Consider the following 18,441-nt stretch of genomic DNA (forward strand, 5'->3'; position numbering starts at 1 on the left):
GAACGCATCGAGATGAGTCACGCGCATTAGACCCATCCACTCCACCAACACGCAGAGCGAAAATCGCAGGACATGACCATGCGGACCGTTTTCAGGGAAGACCACGAATTATTTCGCGAGCAGGCGCGGCGCTTTATCGAAACCGAGATCGTGCCGAATCTGCACGCGTGGGAACACGCCGGCATCGTGCCGAAATCGCTGTGGCGCAAAGCGGGGGAAATCGGACTGCTGTGCTCGACCGTACCCGAGGAGTACGGCGGCAGCGGCGGCGACTTCGGTCATTCCGCGGTGATGATCGAGGAACTGGCGCGCGTCAATGCCACTGCCATCGGTTTTACCACGCACTCGGAGATCGTCGCGCCCTACCTCGTCGCGTATGGCAGCGAAGAGCAGAAACAGCGCTGGCTGCCGCGCATGGCGAGCGGCGAACTGATCGGCGTGATCGCGATGAGCGAGCCGGGCATCGGCAGCGATCTACGTTCGATGCGCACCGGCGCGCGGCGCGAAGGCGATCAGTACGTGATCAACGGGCAGAAGACGTTCATCACCAACGGCGGCAACGCCGGCCTGATCGTGACCGCCACCAAGCTCGACCCGCAATCACGCGATCTCACGCTGATCTGCGTCGAAGAAGACACCGAAGGTTTTTCCAAGGGCAAGCTGCTGGAGAAGATCGGACTGAAAGGACAGGACACGTCCGAGCTTTTCTTCGACAACGTGCGCGTGCCGGCCAGCAACCGGCTCGGTGAAGAAAACCAGGGCTTTGGCTATCTGACGCATCAGCTCGCGTGGGAGCGCACCATCATCGGGATTCGCGCGGCTGCCTCGATCGACGCGTTGCTCGACGAGACCGTTCAATACACCCGCGACCGGCGCGTCTTCGGCAAACCCGTGTTCGACTTTCAGAACACACGTTTCAAGCTGGCCGAGGTCAAGGCGCAAGCCACCATGCTGCGCGCCTTCGTCGACGACTGTCTGGGCAAGGCGATGCGCGGCGAGTTGACCGCCGAAGTCGGCGCGATGTGCAAACTGGTCGGCTCGGAATTGCAAGGCAGGCTGCTCGACGAACTGCTGCAACTGCACGGCGGCTACGGCTATATGAGCGAGTACAAGATCGGCAAGGCCTGGGTCGATGCGCGAGTCGCGCGCATCTACGGTGGCACCTCGGAAATCATGAAAGAAATCATCAGCCGGTCGCTGTAGGGCTGCTATTCGCTGGCGGCCCCGCCCGATTCGAAAACCGGCGCTTCAACAACGCTATCAGGAGACAGCCATGCCCAAACTCTCATACATCACACACGACGGCGCGCGTACCGACGTAGACGCAGCCGTCGGCGCGACGGTGATGCAGAGCGCGCTCGAACGAAACATCGCCGGAATCAGCGGTGACTGCGGCGGCGCATGCCAATGCTGCACGTGCCACGTATTTGTCGAGGAAGCGTGGCACGACAGATTGCCGCCCATCGACGATATGGAAGACGCCATGCTCGACAGCACGGCCGAACCGCGCCGGGCCAATAGCCGACTGTCGTGCATGCTGACCATGAATGCGGAACTCGACGGCCTTGTCGTGCACCTGCCCGCTTCGCAAATCTAAGCGAATGTTTTTGTGGCAGTAAGCAAGGCGACCTACGACAGGTCGCCTTTTTTACGCGTCAACGCTTTTTCCCGTCAATCCCAGATCACGTGCAACGCGTGCGGTCCGCGCAACTGAGCACCAACGATCCGCGGCTTCGGCCTATCCGGATCGAGCCGCAGGTTCGGCAGCAAGTCAAGGATGGTATTCACCGCCACCGAGAGTTCCACCTTGGCGATGAACTGGCCGATGCACATGTGCGGACCAAAACCGAAGCCGAACGACGGTTTGAGCTTGCGGTCGATATCAAAGCTCTCGCTGTTCTCGAACACCTCTTCGTCGCGATTCGCGGACGACACGATACATTGCACCATCGCGCCCTTCGGAATGCTGAAGCCGCCGATCTCGGTGTCCTGCGCCGCCTGACGCACCTTGAACGTCGCCACCGGTTCGAAACGCACCGCTTCGTCGATTGCCTTGGGCACGAGGCTGCGATCCGCTCGCACCCGTTCGAGCAGTTCGGGCCGCTCCAGCAACGCCACCATCAGCGAGCCGAAAGTGCGCGTGGTGGTCTCACCCGCCGCCGGCAGCAACGAGCGCACGAAGGTCGTCACCTCGTGATCGTCCAGATGACGGCCCTCGTATTCCGCGCGAATCAGCCGGCAAATCAGATCGTCGCCTTGTGCGCCGTTCTTGCGCACCTCGGTCACTTCGAGCTTCACCGCATCGTAGAGCGCCTGGGCGGCCTCCATCGCCGCTTTGCGGGCCTGAGCGGCTTTTTCCGCATCGACTTGCGGGCCTGCCAGGATCGCCAGCGCCCACGCGGCGTATTGCTCGATCTGCTCAGGGCGGTTGTCCGGAAAGCCGATCAGCGAATAGATCAAACGGATCGGAAAATGCAGACCGAAATCCATCAGATCAGCGCGGCGCTTCGGCACCATCGGCTCGATATATTCGTTGCGTACGATCGGCGCCATCTTCGTTTCGCGCCAGCGGTTCACCACGTCGGGCATGAACACCGGCTGCAACAGTGAGCGAGTGCGGCGATGCGCTTCGCCGTCCATGCCGGTCAGGATCAGGCCGTCGAAGAATGCGCCGAGCCCTTCGGCGATGAAGCCGCTGGTGAAATTGGTGGCATCGCGCAATACCGACATCACGTCCTTGTACTTGAACAGCGTAAACGTGGGCCGCTTTGCATCGAGACCGGCGATGTTCGGCACGCCCAGGCGTGCCATGAAGTCTTCCGCAATCACCGGCGAATTGCGACGCATGTCGCGATAAATCGCATGCAGGTCGACGTCGCTGCCTTTGTAGTTGTCCGCGACGCCCGCGAAGGCGCTCTCGAGCGAAGTTGCTGCGGCGGGTGTGCTCATGCCTGTCTCCATTGTTGATATTCGGCGCGCTGTCTCAGGGATCAGCCCGATAACCGTTTGACCCACGGTCAGCGCATTATATTGAACAGATTTGCAGATTGTGATCCACTTAAGGCATGGAGGCAAGACAAAAGGCGCGCGCTGCGATCGACGCAAACGCCGATGCACTCTGACAACAAAACAGGACGGAGACACATGGCAACAGAAGTGACTTACGACGCGTTGATCGTCGGTGGCGGCCACAATGGACTGTCCGCGGGCTGCTATCTCGCCGAGGCCGGCAAGAAGGTGCTGGTGCTCGAAGCACTCGACAAGGTGGGCGGCATGGCTTCGTCAGGTTATCTGCTGGACGGCGCGCCGCAGCACATGGTCCACCCGTGTGCGCTCGACATGATGTCGATGCGCGTGCACCCGCGCGTGCCGGCAGAACTTCAGTTAGAGCGGCACGGCTTTCGCCAGATCGAACTGACGCCCGGCTACGTGTATCTGCATCCGGATGGCACTTCACTGGTGTTCTGGCGCGATCCCGAGAAGACCGCCGCCGAGATTCGCCGCTACAGTCCGAAAGACGCCGACGCGTTTCTTGCCTTCATCAAGGTCGTGTTCGCGTTCATCGACATGGCGATTCCGATGATGCGAGTGGACCCGGCCGATAAAAACCTGGGAGCCAAATTCGAGGCCTTCAAGGCGGCGCTGCGCAACCGCAAGCTGAAACCCGAACTCATGGCGCTGCTCACAGGTTCCGCCTATCAGGCCGCGCAGGAACATTTCGAGCATCCGGTCACGATCTCCGCCATGTGCTGCCTGACAGGCCTCGCCGGTCCGATCACGGCTGACGGTAGCGGCATCTATTACGCGCTGCTCGGCTTTTTGCACCGCTTCGGCGTGGGCCGCGTGGTGGGCGGCATGCAGACCTTGTCCAATGCGATGGCTGCGCGTCTACGGGAACTGGGCGGCGAAGTGATGACCTCGGCGAGCGTCGCGGAGATCATCGCGGACGAATACGCAGCGCGTGGCGTACGTCTCGCCGACGGCCGGACGTTCTATGCGCATGCCGTCATCGCGAGCTGCCATCCGAAGGTCGCGCTCGAACTGGTGACGGCCGGCCGCGTCGAAAAACGCCTGTTGACGCGCATGGCGCATGCGCCGGCTAACGCGCACGGCGCGTCGCCACTGAAGGTCGACATGGCCCTGCGCGGCCAGATCTCACTCAAGCGTTTCGAGGCGAAGCGTGGCGACGGTCTTGATCTGCGCAAGACGTGTTTGCTGATCGGCACCACGGAGGCCGTTCTGGAAAACTTCCGGGCTTCGGCGCGCGGCGAGGTGCCCACTTTGCCCTATCTGACGATCACGGCGCCGAGCGCAGTCGATCCGTCCCAAGCGCCTGCCGGACAGGACACGGTGTACCTTTACCCGCCCGCCATGCCGACCCAGCCGCGCGAGGGCTGGGATGCGATTCGCGAGCGCGTCACGCAACAGGTAATCGACCAGGCGAGCGAGTATGTGGACGGTCTCAAAGAGTTCGAGATTGCGCGGCGCGTGGAAGCCGCCCCGGACTTCACGCAACGTCTGAACACGGTCAACGGCTGCGTGGTGCATATCGACACCAGCACGATGCGCTCGAACAAGTTCCGGCCCGCTTATGGATTGGGCGGCGCCACGTTGCCCGTGCGCGGCTTGTACTTCGGCGGAGCGGGCATTCATCCGGGCGGTGGTGTGAACGGCATGCCGGGCCGCATCGCCGCGCAACGCGTGCAGCGCTATCTCGGCCAGGCCACGCGCCGCGGCACGACACAATCAGGTTTCGTGACGGCCATTCTCGCGGCGTGGGGTGTCTGCTAGCGCCGTCAGCGCCGGCCGCTTCAACGGCGGCCGGCCATTGGCAAGCACGGTGGAGAGCACGAAGTCCACCGAGAATTCACGCCACGCCGCTGCGCCAGCGGCGGATGTCGTGTCGAAACCCGCGACTGCGGATACCGTGTAGTGATTGGTGAATCCGCCGGTAGTCAGCAGCGCGCACGCGGCGTAGAACATGCGCGCATCCACGCCGTCGCGGAACGCGCCGCTCGCCGCCCCGCGCTGCAGGATACGCTCCATCTGCGCGACCAGCTCGGGCGCCAGATCGACGAAACGATTCCGTTCGACAGGATGCGTGTTGTGCTCGTGAAAACGCAGGCTCTCCTGCGCCAATGAGCCAAGCGTGGGATCGGACCGGTATTGATCGATCCCGTGTTGCAGAAATACTCGCAGCGCTTCCACCGGCGGCAGATGATCGAGTTCGAGTGCCAGCAGATCGGCCAGCACGTCTTGCGCGGACTCGTCGAGCACGCTGGCGAACAACTGCTCCTTGCTGCTGAAGTAGTGATAGACGAGCTGCTTGGTCACCCCTGCTGCCCGCGCGATATCGTCCACACGAGCGCCCGCGAGGCCTTTTTCCGAAAACGCCAGGCGTGCCTCTTTCAGCAAACGGCTGAGCGTGGCACGTTTGCGTGAAGGCGAGGAAGGTGCCACGCACGTCGAAGGCGCGGCGGTATCGGTAAGCAGCGAAGGCATGGATAGGCGGCACACAATGCAGGGAAAACGAAGCACCGCTTATGCGGGTGATTGCGCCCTTCTCGAGCGCAATCCGCAGCGGTGCCCGGCTAATGCATTGTAGTGCTGATCGCCAGCAAAAAGCGCCTGGTTCTTACCCCGTTGGCCGTTCTCTGCTTCAGAAACTTTGCGAGAGCGGCCGCACGACGATCTCGTTGACCGCGACCTGTTCCGGCTGCGCGATCGCATAGACGATCGCGTCGGCGATCACGTCCGGCGACATAGCGCCCTCGAACAGTTTTTGCGCGCGCTCGCGGAAAGCCGGCACTGTAATGCTGTCGGTGAGTTCGCTCGCGACGAGACCTGGGCAGATCGAAGTCACGCGCACTTTGCCCGCGCATTCCTGACGCAAGCCCTCGCTGATCGCACGCACCGCGAATTTTGTGGCCGAATAGACTGCCCCGCCTGGCCCCACCGTCAATCCCGCCACCGACGAAATATTGATCACGTGTCCCGCGCCCTGTTCGAGCATGCCGCCGAGCACCGCGTGAATGCCATACAGCACACCCTTGATGTTCACGTCGATCATGCGGTTCCAGTCGTCGACGCAGCCTTGCGCGATCATCGATACCGGCATGATGCCGGCATTGTTGACGAGCACGTCGACGCGGCCAAAACGCTCACGCGCCTTCTGCGCGAGTTGTTGCAGTTCGGCTGGTTGCGTGACATCGGTAGCGGCCCACAACACGTTGGCGTCGCCACCGAGTTGCTCGGCCAGATGCCTCAGTCGATCCGCGCGCCGCGCGGCTAGTACAAGTTTTGCGCCCTGCTGCGCGAGCCGTCTGGCCGTCGCTTCGCCGATGCCGCTGCTTGCACCGGTAATCATGATCACCTTGCCTTCGATCGCATTCATACGCTATTTCCATTCCTTTAAAGTTGATTGTTCGATAGCTCCACAAGCGCACTTAGCCCGCTAGCGATTCCACCAGCGCGGGGTCGGCCGTCTCTTCAGTGACCCATTTCACGGTGCGGCGAATCGGTTCGATCGCGTCCTGCCGATCGAGGTTGTGCTGCAAGGTGGCCGCCGCGCCGAGCGACACCAGCCGCTGCGCGCCCTGATACGCGAGCCGGTCGCGCAAGGTATGTTTGAGTGCTTCTGGAAAAATGCCGATAGTCTGCGTGTACGCGTTGACCGAACGCACGGCCGTGTCGATGTCATCGATCGGAACGAGATTGCCCACGCGGCAACCGAGGATCCGCGAAAAGCTGACCGGCGCGCCATCGCGCGAAACGATCACTGCGCCTTCGTTGCTTTTACCGCCGAAAACCGTGTAGTCGTCCCCGATCATGCGGATGCCGTCGAGTTCTTCTTTCAGTTGCGGATCAAAAGCCTTGTGAGGCGTGGAGAGATTTTCAGGCAGTGCCTGCAGCGCCGCGAACGTCAGTTCGGCGAGCCTGGCGCACCGCGCGAGGCCGGCTTCGTCGGTGCCCGACTGCACGTAGACCACGCGCGCGCTCACACAGGCTTCCTGGTTCTGCGCGCCGATGTCGAGCGCGAGGCGCCTCGCTACGCTTGTCAGCGTCGGCTCATCGGCGAAGGCTTCGTGCCCGATGATCGTGCCGCTCAGTTTCGGATCGAGCGTGATCAGATCCAGTCCCGGTTGCAGATAGCGCGTGATGTGCTTGACGGAATCGAAGCCGCCCCATGCAATCAGCTTCTCGACCTTGCGGGGATCGTAGATATGCCGCTCTACCGCTTCATCGCCGCCCTTCCAGTACGCCACGCTCAGATGCTTCGTCAGCGGATGGTCCGGCGCCATGTCGATCATCGTGCGGGCCAGCGCCATCGAGGTCAGCGGATCGTTCGACGGCGCCTTGATGATCGCGTCGGAGCGCGTGAGTGCGTTGCGAATCAGCGTCAGCACCGCGACTACCGGCGCATTGCCCGCTATCACGTGAACGCAGCGCGCGCCGAATGCACGCGTGCGCGCGGTAACGCCCGGAAGACTGCCCGGTTGCTCGACCCAGCCTTCCAGGTAGTCGGCACCGACCGAACGCGCGACGATGTTGTACAACTCGTCCCGTTGAAAGAGGCGTGGCGTGCGCGTGTAGTGAAAACGCAAAATGCTTTCCGACAGACCCGAGGTGGCGCACGACAATTCGAACGCCTGCTGCAAGTGACGGTTATCGGCGAAATTGAGGTGCTGGCCGAGTTCGACCAGATAGTCGACGATCTGCTCGAGACTCAGCGTGTACAAGTCGGCCATCTGCGACGGCGCGCGCAACGTGAGTTGGTCGACGTGCCGGCTTACGTCTGGCGCCGTGAAAGAAACGCCGCCGCGTCGGCCGCCAAAAGTGAGCTCGTCGCCTTCGATGAGTTTGCCGCGAATGATCAGCGGCACGTTGTAGGAAGTGCTCATGATCGGCTCACTCCGAAAGTTCGGTCAGGAAGTTCAGTGCCTCATCGTGCGCCGCCGGTGCGCCGGCGCAGATCACCTTGTCGTCGCCGCCTTCCTTCTCGCTATAGCGGCGAATCGCGGCCAGCAGATAGGGGCCGCTACGGCCACATTTGCAGGGCTTCTCGTAACCATGCAGCGTGATTTCATCGCCGGTTACGAGGCCCGCCCAATACGTGCTCGGCAGCAGATCGAGCGAAGCGAAGCGCCCCGTCAAACCGTCTTTGCGAGGCAGCGGTTTGCCGGTCGCCGGATCGAGCAGAAATGCGATGGTGGTGGGCGGAATGTGGTAGTGGCCTTCCTCGCAGCGCATGCAGAAACCCATCTGTTCGCTGCAGCCGTAAAACTCGTAGAAATTATCGAAGCCGAGAAACTCGACCAGTTGCTCGCGCCAGTTATCCGGCATGTTCTTGCCTTTCTTGCCGCCGCCCGTGTGCAAGACGCTGCCGTTGCCGAATACCTGACGCGCGCCTCGGGCAAGACCTTCGGCGGCGGTGTCGTACAGGATCGTCCAGACCGCGCCCATGTAGACGTCGCGGCCGGCGAATCGGCTGATCGCTTCGGCGAAGAACTTGCGCAATTGCTCCGGACGTTCGCGCTCCACTCGCACAAGCTCCTCGCGTTTGGCCAGCAAAGCCTCGGAGATGTGCAGCGAGCCAAGTTCTCCTTGCGCTTCGGCTGCCGCGAGGCGGCCCGATAGCGAGGCGACGTCCGCGGAAAAACGCGCGTCGGGATACATGAACAATGCGTTGTGCTCGCCGCCCGCGTACATCTCGACCTGGTAACCGCTGCCGCGAGCCGCCGCGCTCGCGCCCTTGCGATAAGTCGGCGCGATCAACGGGCGTGGGTGGGCGATCAGATCGGGACCGGAGCCCGGACCACGCCAGTCGCGAATGCGGCTCGCCGATAGCGTGATGTTCTGGCGCCACTCACGATCCGTGCGCGGCAGAAAAGACAGCTTGCCCGTGGTGCCCGACGTATGGAACACGCGCAGATTCGTTTGCGCGTCGAGCAGATCGATCCAGTCGTCGATCAGCTTGATGCCGGATGCGTCGACGTGGCTCAGATCTTCCGTGGTCAAACCGTTGAGCCAGCGCGTGAGTTTGTCGAACTGGCCGCGTTCGAGATACGACAGCGGGTACGACTTGTACACCGTGTGCGCGAACAGCAACGGGGCGACGTCGTCGAGGCTCTCGATCGTCTCGATGCCCTGTTCCGCGGCAAGGCGCTCCAGCACCGGAATCTTCGCGCGCATTTCGACGAAGCGCCGGCGTGCGCCGCTGAGTTGTACATCGAGGAGCTGCTGCGGGGTGAAACGGAAGGCGTCGTCATAGCAAGCGGTGACGAGCGCGGCGGGATCGGCAAGGAGCTGCTGGTACAGCGTGGACATGGTGTCTCCGTTCGGACTGTTTGCACTATTCGGACCGCTCGCGGAAGATTCGCGGCACCTGTCTGAATGCTATGAAAACGAGCCGCCGAACAGAACCGCCAGTTGTCACGCTGCGCGGTCAAACTATCGTCGAACGGACATGTCGTGCTCCGGCGCCGTTTGCAAGCCCAACATATCGAGCCGGTAGGCGCGCGGCGTACGCCCGGTGACCTTGCGAAACGCCGCGCCGAACGCCGCCGCATTCGCAAAGCCGCATTCATACGCGACCGTTTTCACCAGCACGTCGGCATCGGCCAGCCGTGCTTTGGCCTGGCGGATGCGCGCGTCGGCAATAAAGGCGCTCAACGTCATGCCAGTGCTGTTCCTGAAGGTGCGCGACAGGTGTCGCGCGCTGATGCGGCATGCCTGCGCCAGTTCGATCACACCCGGTGACGGCCCACACGCGCCCTCGACACGTTCCCTTATCAGGCGCAACTGCCACGGTGCGAGCTTGCTCCCCTCGCCTTCGTTGCCGCGCGGATCGGCGCCGCGAACGTGTCGCGCGATCTGCACGAGCATCGACATCAACAGACTTTCCGCGAGCGCCGCGCTGGCAAATCCCGGACTGATTGCCTCACCGGCTAGTTGCAGCATCGCGTCGCGTACCTGCGTCACGCGCAAATCGCGGCACAGGTCAAGGCGGGCGGCGTCCCACTGCCAGTCGCGCAGTTGATCGAAGCGCGCGGTTTCGAACATGCAGCACACCACGCGTCGTTGCATCGACTCGCAACGCACATGAAAGGTCTGGCCGGCCGGCACCAGCACGCTCTGACCGAGCCGGCCGAACGCCGTTTGCCCGGCGTCGCCACGAAATGCGCCGCACGCGCCGCGCTCGCGTGAATCGAGCGACAAGTCCAGGTAGCCCAGCGACGGACGAAATACGGCATCGAGCGAGTGGGCGAGCGTGAAGCTGCGCACGTTGACCTCGACCGAGGGCGTGGTCAGATGCGCATCCACCGATAAATGCGGGGCCGCCATCCTTTCGCGTCGCACCAGCCGGCCGCTGCCAGCCACGGTGTAGAGGTCGGAAACGTTTGGGTTCACAGTCAGGGCATCCGACATTTTTGTCCTCGATATAAACATTTCGAACAAATATGTTTATATAAACCGTTTCGGCCAAAAACTCCTATAGCAACGAACCCCTATCCCGTCCGGTTTGACGACGCGTCAAACGAACCTCGGGGACATTCCCGCTGTTGCTCGCTAAGCTGCAAAACAAGACGGATACCGCGTCAGCTCACATCAGGAAGCCCGGACTGTTGGGGCGGACACAAAGAGACCCATGAGGAGACACATGAACGCACCCACGCAGGAAGGCTTCACCCTCGATCTGGAGGCGGCCTATCACGCCGTCTCCGACACTTTCCGCGGCCCCGACCTCGATTTACAGGCGCTGTGCCGCGAAATGCGCCATACGCAGCCCGTGATGCAGGGCGATTTCGTCGCCACCCGCCTCGGCGTTCCGACCAACGCGGGCGCCAAAGCGGCGCAATGCGCGGTGACGCTTTTCAAGTATCAGGACGTGATGGCTGTCATGCGCGATGCCGCTACCTTCACCAGCGGCTTCATCGCCGAAGGTCTCGGTGCGTTCTTCGACGGCCTGATCGTGCTGGCGATGGACGGCGACGCGCACCGCCGCGCATGCGGCCTGCTGCAGCCCGTATTCATGCCGGAAACGGTGAACCGCTGGCGGCCCGAACTCGACCGCGTGATACGGCAAGACTTTCTTGAGCCGCTGGTGCCGAACAAGCAGGCCGAACTGATGGACTTCGGCCTTTACTTCCCGATTCGCGAGATGTACGCGCTGATGGGTTTCCCGACCGACGACACCGCGCGCTTCAATCAATACGCCACGTGGGCGCTGTCGATGGTGGCGGGCAACCAGATCGACCCGGAGAAGATCAAGATTTATGGGCCGCTCGCGGGCGCCGCCGTCAAGCATCTTTACGACGCGGTGAAAGAAGTGGTAGTGCAACGCCGCGCCGAAGGTGCCCACGGCGACGATCTGATCAGCCGTTTGATGCGCGCGGAGTATGAAGGCCACATGCTCGACGATCACGAGGTGACCACCTTCGTGCGCTCGCTGCTGCCAGCAGCCGGAGAGACCACCACGCGCACTTTCAGCTCGGTCATGGCGCTGCTGCTCGAGCGTCCTGAACTGGTCGAGCGCGTGCGCAACGATCGCACGCTGATTCCACGTCTGATCGACGAAGCCGTGCGCTTCGAACCGGTCGCGACGTTCAAGGTGCGGCAAGCGGCGCGCGACGTCGAGATCGGTGGCGTGAAGGTGGCGAAAGGCGCGCTGGTGCAATGCATGGTGATCTCCGCGAACCGCGACGAAGATGCATTCGACAACCCCGACACCTTCGATATCGATCGCAAGCCCAAGCCTTCTTTCGGCTTCGGTTTCGGCACGCATATGTGTATCGGCCAGTTTGTCGCCAAAGTGGAATTGCAATGCGCGGTGAACGCGATTCTCGATCTGTTTCCGAATGTACGGCTCGACCCGAGCAAACCGGCACCGAAGATTGCCGGCGCCCAGCTGCGCGGAGCGAAGTCCGTGCCGGTCGTCTGGGACTGATTCTGGCGTTGATACCGCGTTCTTACCGGCGCGCTTGTACCTTGCGCATCCTTACAGCACGAATTCTCTCGAATAAACCATGAAGCACTTCAACACTGTTCCCGAGCGCGGCGATTTCACTTTTCAGACACTGGTCGCGCCGCATAAAGTGAGCGGCCGCGCAATGCACGACCTGCGCGGGTTCTACGGACTGCAACTGACCAAGGGCATGCCGTTCGGTTGCGTGCGTGATGACGACGGCGAAATCTACGCGTTCGTGCGTGCCGTCAACGAACCTGGCAGCACGCCGAACCCGACCAAATTCGTCTACCAGTCGACGCAGGTGGACGGCCAGCATTTACGCATCGACAAGTCGCGTATCGAGCCGCGCGCGATGACCCTATTCCCGAGACGCTGGCTCGACGGCGATACGGCCTGCTGGTCGAGCCTGGAAAGCGAACCAGGCGCGGCGTGGCAACTGACGGCATCTGGCGAGCGTCTGAGCTGGAAAGAAGACGGGTTGTTCGATCTGAGCGGTCCGCTGTTGGGCCAAGGCATGCAGTGGTATCTGCCGGGCTCCGAATGGGGCACGTTCTACGTCTCGCAGATCTACGATATCGCCGGCACCTGCGACGGCCGCAAAGTCAAAGGCCTGATGTGTTTCGACCAGGCGTATATGGCCGAAGGCGGCGCGATCCACTTCAAGAAGGATCTGGTCGTCAACAACAAGATGCATGTGATCTGGTGGTCGTTCGCGACCGTCTATAAAGACGGCACGTGGGACGCGGGCTCCTTCATGGTCGGTCACGACAACCTCGGCTATGCGATCTTTCAGAACCACAAGGGCGAAATCCGCACCACCACCGATATCGAAGGCAGCGTCACGCACAAGGACGGCAGTTACTTTGTAGACAGCGCGCGTATCGTGCTCGACGGACATGAAGAGTGGGAATATCTGCCCTGTCCGAAAGGCGAGATGATCGACTTCGTCGGCGGCTTTCCCATTACGGCACAGCAGGAAGGCCGCTGGCGACGCGTCGGCGATACGCGCGAGCCGGATCGCTGGCTCGGCTGGGGTGAATCCGATCGACGCAACGGCACGGCGCGCAATGTTCGCGGTGCGGATCTTTGACCTGCATTCGAGGCGTCTTTTGAAGTGTCTTTGAAGCACGAAGGTGCGTTCCATTCAAACGAAGCGACTATGTCCACTACCGAAACGACCGAATCCATCGCAACCTTTCTGCACGAGCAAACCGAACACTGGAACAGCGGCGACAAGACCGCATTCTTCGACGCTTACCGCCGCGTCGCGCCTGCGGGACTCACGATCGAATATATCGGCCGGCCGCCGCAAAACGGTTGGCCCTTACTCGAACATATGTGGGAAAACCAGCGGGCGAATATCCGCGCCGAACCGGTAGCGAAAATCATCAACGGCAATGAAGCCTCCTGCTACGTCCGCAATGTGGTGGTCGGCACCGGGCGCGTGATCGAAACGGTCGAACTGTTTCGCTTTACTGCCGGCCAGCTATTCGTGCGCTACTTCATCAAGCAGTAATCTGCACTCGCATGAAGGCACGCCGCACGCGATCGAACAGAATCACGTACAGTGCAGTCAGAGTTTTTTTATCTGTTTGCAACCAGAGGACTCGCAATGAGCACACCGATTTACGACATTCCCGTCAATACCATCGACGGCGCGCCCGCCAACCTCGCGCAGTATCGCGGCAAAGTGCTGCTGGTCGTCAATGTAGCGTCGAAATGCGGGCTAACGCCGCAGTACACGGGCTTGGAAAGCCTCTATCAGGACAAGCGCGCAGCCGGGCTTGAAGTGCTCGGTTTTCCGGCCAACAACTTCAAGGGCCAGGAGCCCGGCTCGGATGAAGAAATCAAATCGTTCTGCTCGACCAGCTACGACGTGCACTTCCCGCTGTTCTCGAAGATTTCGGTGACGGGTGAGGACAAGCATCCACTGTATGCGGCACTGACGGACGCGCAGCCGTCGGCAATCGGCGACGGTCCGTTTCGTGAGCGCCTGAAAGGCTATGGGATCGAATCGGGTGATCCAGTCGAAGTACTGTGGAATTTTGAAAAGTTTCTGCTGAACCGTAACGGCGATGTGGTCGCGCGCTTTGCGCCGGATGTGGCCGCGGACGATGCGCGCCTCGTGGCGGCGATCGATGCGGAACTCGCGAAGTAAGCGTGAGGCTGACTGATTTCACTTGCTGATTTCAGTCACTTACTTCGGCCGCGTGAGAAAACGGCGCGCTGTTTATGGCGCGCCGTTCTGCTTTTCTAAAATTTTCTCGACAGATTAAAACGCGACTCAATCCAGCCGCTCAATAATCGTCGCCGTTCCAAGACCGCCCGCGCAACAGATCGCCTGCAAGCCGTAACGCGCGCCACGGCGTTCCAGTTCATGCAGCATCGAGGTCATGATGCGTGCCCCACTCGCCCCCAGCGGATGACCGAGCGCAATCGCCCCGCCGTTCACGTTCAGCCTGGAATGCGGCACGCCGAGTTCCTTCATCCACACGAGCGGCACGGACGCAAAGGCCTCGTTGACTTCGAACAGATCGATATCGTCGATGCCAAGACCTGCTTTCGCCAGCACATCGCGTGTCGCGGCAATGGGACCGGTGAGCATCAGCGTCGGATCGGCTCCGACGGTGACAACCGCTCGCACACGTGCCCGCGCTTTCACGCCTAGCGCTTTCGCTTTGGCGGCGGACATTAGCAGCAAGGCCGAAGCACCGTCCGAAATCTGCGATGAATTGCCCGCAGTCAGACGCCCTTCGCTGCGAAAACTGGTCTTCAGCGTGGCCAGTTTCTCCGCATGCGTGCCGGGACGGATCGTTTCATCCGCGCAGAAAAGCGGCGCCTCACCCTCGAGCGATTTCTCGCGCAGACGCTGTACCGGCACCGGAACGATCTCGCGCGCAAACCAGCCTTCCGCCGCTGCGGCCGCCGCACGCCGGTGGCTCTCCACCGCGAACGCATCGAGCTGTTCGCGGCCAAGTTTCCACTCGTCACAAAGACGCTCGGCGGCCTCGCCCTGGCTCGTCAGTTCGTACCTTTCGCTCGCCATCCAGCCGAACGCTTCGCCGTGGAGATCGCGATTGCTGCCCATCGGCACGCGGCTCATGTTTTCCGCGCCCCCGGCCACCACTACCTCGGCCGCGCCGAATGCAATCAGGCCGGCGGCAACGTGCACCGCTTCTTCGCCCGAGCCACATTTGCGGTCGATCGTGAGACCCGGAATGCTGTCCGGCCAACCCGCGCCGAGCAACGACGTGCGCGCGATATTCGCCGACTGCTCGCCGATCTGCGTGACACAACCGAAGACCACGTCGTTGACTACATCGGGGGCGAGCGCCACGCGTTTGACCAGTTCATCGATCACGTGCGCGCCAAGATGATCGGCGCGCACACCGGCGAGCGAGCCGCGAAATTTGCCGATCGGCGTGCGCACCGCACCGACGATCACGACATCGCTGCTCATAACGCACTCCCCTTTAGGCCCGACCCGGGCACCCGCTGTCCGTCTTCGTAGCGATATACGCCGTGCCCGGTCTTACGGCCGAGGCGTCCCGCGGACACCATCTTGATGATCAACGGACACGGACGAAACTTGTCGCCGAGCGTCTGATGGAGATACCTCAGCACAGACAGCCGCGTGTCCCAGCCGGTGAGGTCGCCGAGTTCCAGCGGCCCCATGGGATGATTGAAGCCGAGGCGCAGCGCCGTGTCGATGTCCTCCGCGCTGGCCGCGCCTTCCTGCAACATCCACATCGCCTCGTTGCCGGCGAGCGCCGACATGCGGCTCGTCGTCAAACCCGGCGACTCATTGACGATGATCGACGTCTTGCCGATCGCGTCGGAATACTCGCGGGTCAGCGCGACGGTTTCGTCGCTCGTAGCGAGGCCGCGCACCAGTTCGACCAGCTTCATCTTGTGCACGGGGTTGAAGAAATGCATGCCGATCACGCGTTCGGGATGCGCCACCGCCGTGGCGATCTCGGTCACGCTGAGCGCCGAGGTGTTGGTCGCGAACAGCGCGCCGTCGGCCATCACGTCAGCCGCATGCGCGACCACCGCCTGCTTGACCGCGAGCTTCTCCGACACGGTTTCGATCAGAAGATCCGCGCCGTTCGCCGCCGCGGCGAGATCGGTTTTGATGGCGAGCCGCGCCTTCGCCGCGTCGGCTGCCGTGACCTGGAATTTGCCGAGACGCACGCCGTCGTCGAGAATCTTGCCGATGCCTTTATGGGCGCGTTCCAGGGCGTTTTCGTCCGTGTCGACCAGCGCCGTGCTGAATCCCGAACTCGCGAACGCATGCGCGATGCCGGTGCCCATCAGTCCCGCGCCGACCACTACCACCTTGCGGTTTTTCAGAATCATGCCGCTGTCTCCCTTCATGCTGATTAGTTTGTCGTTACGACGTTACGCAATGTGCCGATGCCTTCGATCGAGGCTTCCACCACGTCACCGCGATTCAGAAAGCGGCCTGTGCCCTGCCCGGTGCCCTCGGGCGACCCGGTGAACAGCACATCCCCCGCCTCGAAGCTCGAGCGTTCGTCGACGAAACGCACCAGCGCCGCCACGTCCCACGTCATCTCTCCCGACGATGCATCCTGGCGCGTATTGCCGTTCACTTTCAGGGTCATACGCAACGCCGGACTGCCGGGCGCGAATTCGTCGCGCGTGACGATCCAGGGGCCAAGGCCCGTCGAACAATCCTGACTCTTGGCAGCGAACAGATCCATCCCGACGCCCGGTGGTCCGCTGCGTTGCAGATCGCGCGCGCTGACGTCGTTGCCTACCGTGTAACCCAGCACGCTAGCGAGCGGATCGTTTCGATCCACCCGCTGCGCGCCGATCACGGCGACGAGTTCGACTTCATGGTCGAGTTCCGTGGTCAGCGGCGGATAGCGAATCGGATCGTGCGCGCCGATCAGCGCACCGTATGCCTTCAGGAACGCCACCGGCTGGCTGTGGCTCTTCATGCCGAAGTCGGCGTTCAGATGCTTCGCATAGTTGGCGCCGGCGACGACCACGCGGTTGCCTCGCTCAATCGGTGGCAGCAGGCGCAACTCAGCCAGTTTGCGCGGCGCGCCTGCGAGCTTGAGCGCGTCCGAACCGTCCTGCGGTCTCGCGGTGAGTGCCGGCGCCCATTCCGCGAACGTCCCGGCGATCGGTGTCGCTTCGCCACGCCCGGTATCCACCACGGCCCAGAACGGCGCGCCACCGTCCGTGCAGCGCGCGAGCTTCATGCGCTCACCGCCTGCTTCGGCGCCGGCACGCCGATTTTCGCCGGGTCGAGATGCAGCAGCTTGCAGGCGTTCTGCCAGCGGATCTTTTGCAGGTCTTCATCCGACAAACGCAAACCGTCGGTCAGATCGTGACGCACCGCATCGCTGCCGCCGAAGTTGCTGCCGTACAGAATCCGGTCCGCGCCGATGATGTCGATCAGCGCCTGGCGCATCGGCACTTCATGCAACTCGACGTCGAAATAGAAGTTCTTCAGATAGTCGAGCACCGGCTTCTTGTTGTGCGCGAAGTCGAGATTCGTATTGCACTGGGCAAGACGTCCCAATTGGTACGGCACATAGCCGCCGCCGTGCGTGATATACACCTTGAGATCCGGGAAGCGGTCGAAAACGCCGCCGCAGATCAGATTCCAGAAGCAGCGCGTTTCGTCGTACTGCATGCCGACGATGGCCGTGGTCTCGTAGCGGTCCTCATTGGCCTTCTTGCCCCACGTGACTGACTGGTTATAGCCGTGGATGAACATCGGCAGGTCGAGATCGCACAGCGCTTGCCAGACCGGATCGAGTTCCGGCGAATCGAATTCGAGGCCGCCGAAATTGGCACCACCGGCCACGAGCCCCTTCGCACCGAGTTCGCCGCACGCACGACGGATTTCCTTTGCGGCCTCTTCCGGCACATTCAGCGGCGCATGCGCCCAGAACATCAGACGATCGGGTGCGGCGGAACAGTATTCGGCGAGCGTGTCGTTGACTTTCTTCGCATAGCGCACCGAGAAGTCCGCTTCCGCCCAATACATGTAGCAATGCGAAGGCACCGAGACCACCTGGGCATTCTGGCCGGCGGCGTCCATGCCCGCGAGGCGAACGTTCGGATTGGCCCAGCGCGCGAAGTATTCGTCGAGCTTCAGTCCTTTGCCTGACCGCACCGCGGCTTTGCGCTCCGGTGAGCCCAGCGTCAGGATCCAGTCGCCCACACGCAACTTGACGTCACCGTCCTCATGCTGTTCGAAGAACGGACCCCAATGAGGATGCTGGTTGTAATAGCCCGGGTGGGGAGCGTGGGCGTGAAGGTCGATGAGCATGATGTCTCCTGGCGCTCGACGGCGCAGATGTGGGATTGACCTGTCTGCAGTTCACCGACACCCGGACGTACGGAAGCCAGATGCGCGAAGCAGATCAGACTGCTCGACATCATGCCAATGTTAGTCACTTAATGCAAATGTGTTCAAATTAACGTTTACGCGA

General features: G+C 62.0%; 17 protein-coding genes. 7 read left to right on the forward strand and 10 right to left on the reverse strand.

Going from position 1 to position 18,441, the window contains the following annotated elements; all coding sequences use genetic code 11:
• Positions 1-78 precede the first annotated feature (78 nt).
• Positions 79-1,203: an acyl-CoA dehydrogenase family protein gene (locus HF916_RS22725; RefSeq protein ID WP_168791045.1), complete on the forward strand. Its 1,125-nt coding sequence runs from the start codon at positions 79-81 to the stop codon at positions 1,201-1,203.
• A gap of 70 nt (positions 1,204-1,273) precedes the next feature.
• Entirely contained in the window at positions 1,274-1,597 is a 324-nt protein-coding gene (locus HF916_RS22730; RefSeq protein WP_168791046.1) for a 2Fe-2S iron-sulfur cluster-binding protein, read from the forward strand.
• 74 nt (positions 1,598-1,671) lie between these two features.
• Here the strand turns inward: HF916_RS22730 and HF916_RS22735 are convergent, their stop codons facing one another.
• A complete protein-coding gene (locus HF916_RS22735; RefSeq protein WP_168791047.1) occupies positions 1,672-2,949 on the reverse strand; it encodes a cytochrome P450 in 1,278 nt (425 codons plus the stop codon).
• 195 nt (positions 2,950-3,144) lie between these two features.
• Here HF916_RS22735 and HF916_RS22740 point away from each other — a divergent pair, with 195 nt between their 5' ends.
• Positions 3,145-4,791: a phytoene desaturase family protein gene (locus HF916_RS22740; RefSeq protein ID WP_168791048.1), complete on the forward strand. Its 1,647-nt coding sequence runs from the start codon at positions 3,145-3,147 to the stop codon at positions 4,789-4,791.
• Here the strand turns inward: HF916_RS22740 and HF916_RS22745 are convergent.
• From HF916_RS22745 to HF916_RS22765, 5 genes are all read right to left on the reverse strand, one after another.
• Positions 4,747-5,502 (reverse strand): TetR/AcrR family transcriptional regulator, encoded by a 756-nt coding sequence (locus tag HF916_RS22745; protein ID WP_168791049.1) that lies wholly within the window; start codon positions 5,500-5,502, stop codon positions 4,747-4,749. The genes HF916_RS22740 and HF916_RS22745 overlap by 45 nt on opposite strands.
• A 157-nt stretch (positions 5,503-5,659) precedes the next feature.
• Complete coding sequence (locus tag HF916_RS22750) at positions 5,660-6,394, reverse strand: SDR family oxidoreductase (RefSeq protein WP_168791050.1); 735 nt, start codon at positions 6,392-6,394, stop codon at positions 5,660-5,662.
• 52 nt (positions 6,395-6,446) lie between these two features.
• Positions 6,447-7,901 carry an acyl-CoA reductase gene (locus HF916_RS22755; RefSeq protein WP_168791051.1) on the reverse strand — a complete coding sequence of 485 codons (1,455 nt, stop codon included), beginning with the start codon at positions 7,899-7,901 and terminating at the stop codon, positions 6,447-6,449.
• 7 nt (positions 7,902-7,908) lie between these two features.
• Positions 7,909-9,327, reverse strand: coding sequence for a hypothetical protein (locus tag HF916_RS22760; RefSeq protein WP_168791052.1), 1,419 nt, complete (start codon positions 9,325-9,327; stop codon positions 7,909-7,911).
• A gap of 123 nt (positions 9,328-9,450) precedes the next feature.
• On the reverse strand, positions 9,451-10,428 hold the full coding sequence (locus HF916_RS22765; RefSeq protein WP_168791053.1) for a helix-turn-helix domain-containing protein: 978 nt from the start codon (positions 10,426-10,428) through the stop codon (positions 9,451-9,453).
• Between the two features lie 232 nt (positions 10,429-10,660).
• Between HF916_RS22765 and HF916_RS22770 the strand changes: the two genes are divergently transcribed.
• From HF916_RS22770 to HF916_RS22785, 4 genes are all read left to right on the forward strand, one after another.
• Entirely contained in the window at positions 10,661-11,947 is a 1,287-nt protein-coding gene (locus HF916_RS22770; protein ID WP_168791054.1) for a cytochrome P450, read from the forward strand.
• A 79-nt stretch (positions 11,948-12,026) separates the two neighbouring features.
• The gene (locus HF916_RS22775) at positions 12,027-13,058 is read left to right on the forward strand and encodes a hypothetical protein (RefSeq protein ID WP_168791055.1); all 1,032 of its coding nucleotides are present in this window, start codon (positions 12,027-12,029) and stop codon (positions 13,056-13,058) included.
• Between the two features lie 69 nt (positions 13,059-13,127).
• Positions 13,128-13,484 carry a nuclear transport factor 2 family protein gene (locus tag HF916_RS22780; protein WP_168791056.1) on the forward strand — a complete coding sequence of 119 codons (357 nt, stop codon included), beginning with the start codon at positions 13,128-13,130 and terminating at the stop codon, positions 13,482-13,484.
• A 96-nt stretch (positions 13,485-13,580) separates the two neighbouring features.
• Positions 13,581-14,126, forward strand: a complete 546-nt coding sequence (locus HF916_RS22785) for a glutathione peroxidase (RefSeq protein ID WP_168791057.1) — start codon at positions 13,581-13,583, stop codon at positions 14,124-14,126.
• A 126-nt stretch (positions 14,127-14,252) separates the two neighbouring features.
• Here HF916_RS22785 and HF916_RS22790 read toward each other — a convergent pair whose 3' ends face one another.
• The 4 genes from HF916_RS22790 to HF916_RS22805 are packed head-to-tail and all read right to left on the reverse strand — an operon-like array spanning position 14,253 to position 18,278.
• Positions 14,253-15,428, reverse strand: coding sequence for a thiolase family protein (locus HF916_RS22790; protein ID WP_168791058.1), 1,176 nt, complete (start codon positions 15,426-15,428; stop codon positions 14,253-14,255).
• Positions 15,425-16,327, reverse strand: coding sequence for a 3-hydroxyacyl-CoA dehydrogenase (locus HF916_RS22795; protein WP_168791059.1), 903 nt, complete (start codon positions 16,325-16,327; stop codon positions 15,425-15,427). The genes HF916_RS22790 and HF916_RS22795 overlap by 4 nt, the downstream gene beginning before the upstream one ends.
• 23 nt (positions 16,328-16,350) lie before the next feature.
• The gene (locus HF916_RS22800; protein WP_168791060.1) at positions 16,351-17,199 is read right to left on the reverse strand and encodes a fumarylacetoacetate hydrolase family protein; all 849 of its coding nucleotides are present in this window, start codon (positions 17,197-17,199) and stop codon (positions 16,351-16,353) included.
• Positions 17,196-18,278, reverse strand: a complete 1,083-nt coding sequence (locus HF916_RS22805; RefSeq protein ID WP_097392597.1) for an amidohydrolase family protein — start codon at positions 18,276-18,278, stop codon at positions 17,196-17,198. The genes HF916_RS22800 and HF916_RS22805 overlap by 4 nt, the downstream gene beginning before the upstream one ends.
• Positions 18,279-18,441 lie beyond the last annotated feature (163 nt).

It is taken from the genome of Paraburkholderia aromaticivorans (genome assembly GCF_012689525.1).
GTDB classification, from domain to species: domain Bacteria; phylum Pseudomonadota; class Gammaproteobacteria; order Burkholderiales; family Burkholderiaceae; genus Paraburkholderia; species Paraburkholderia aromaticivorans_A.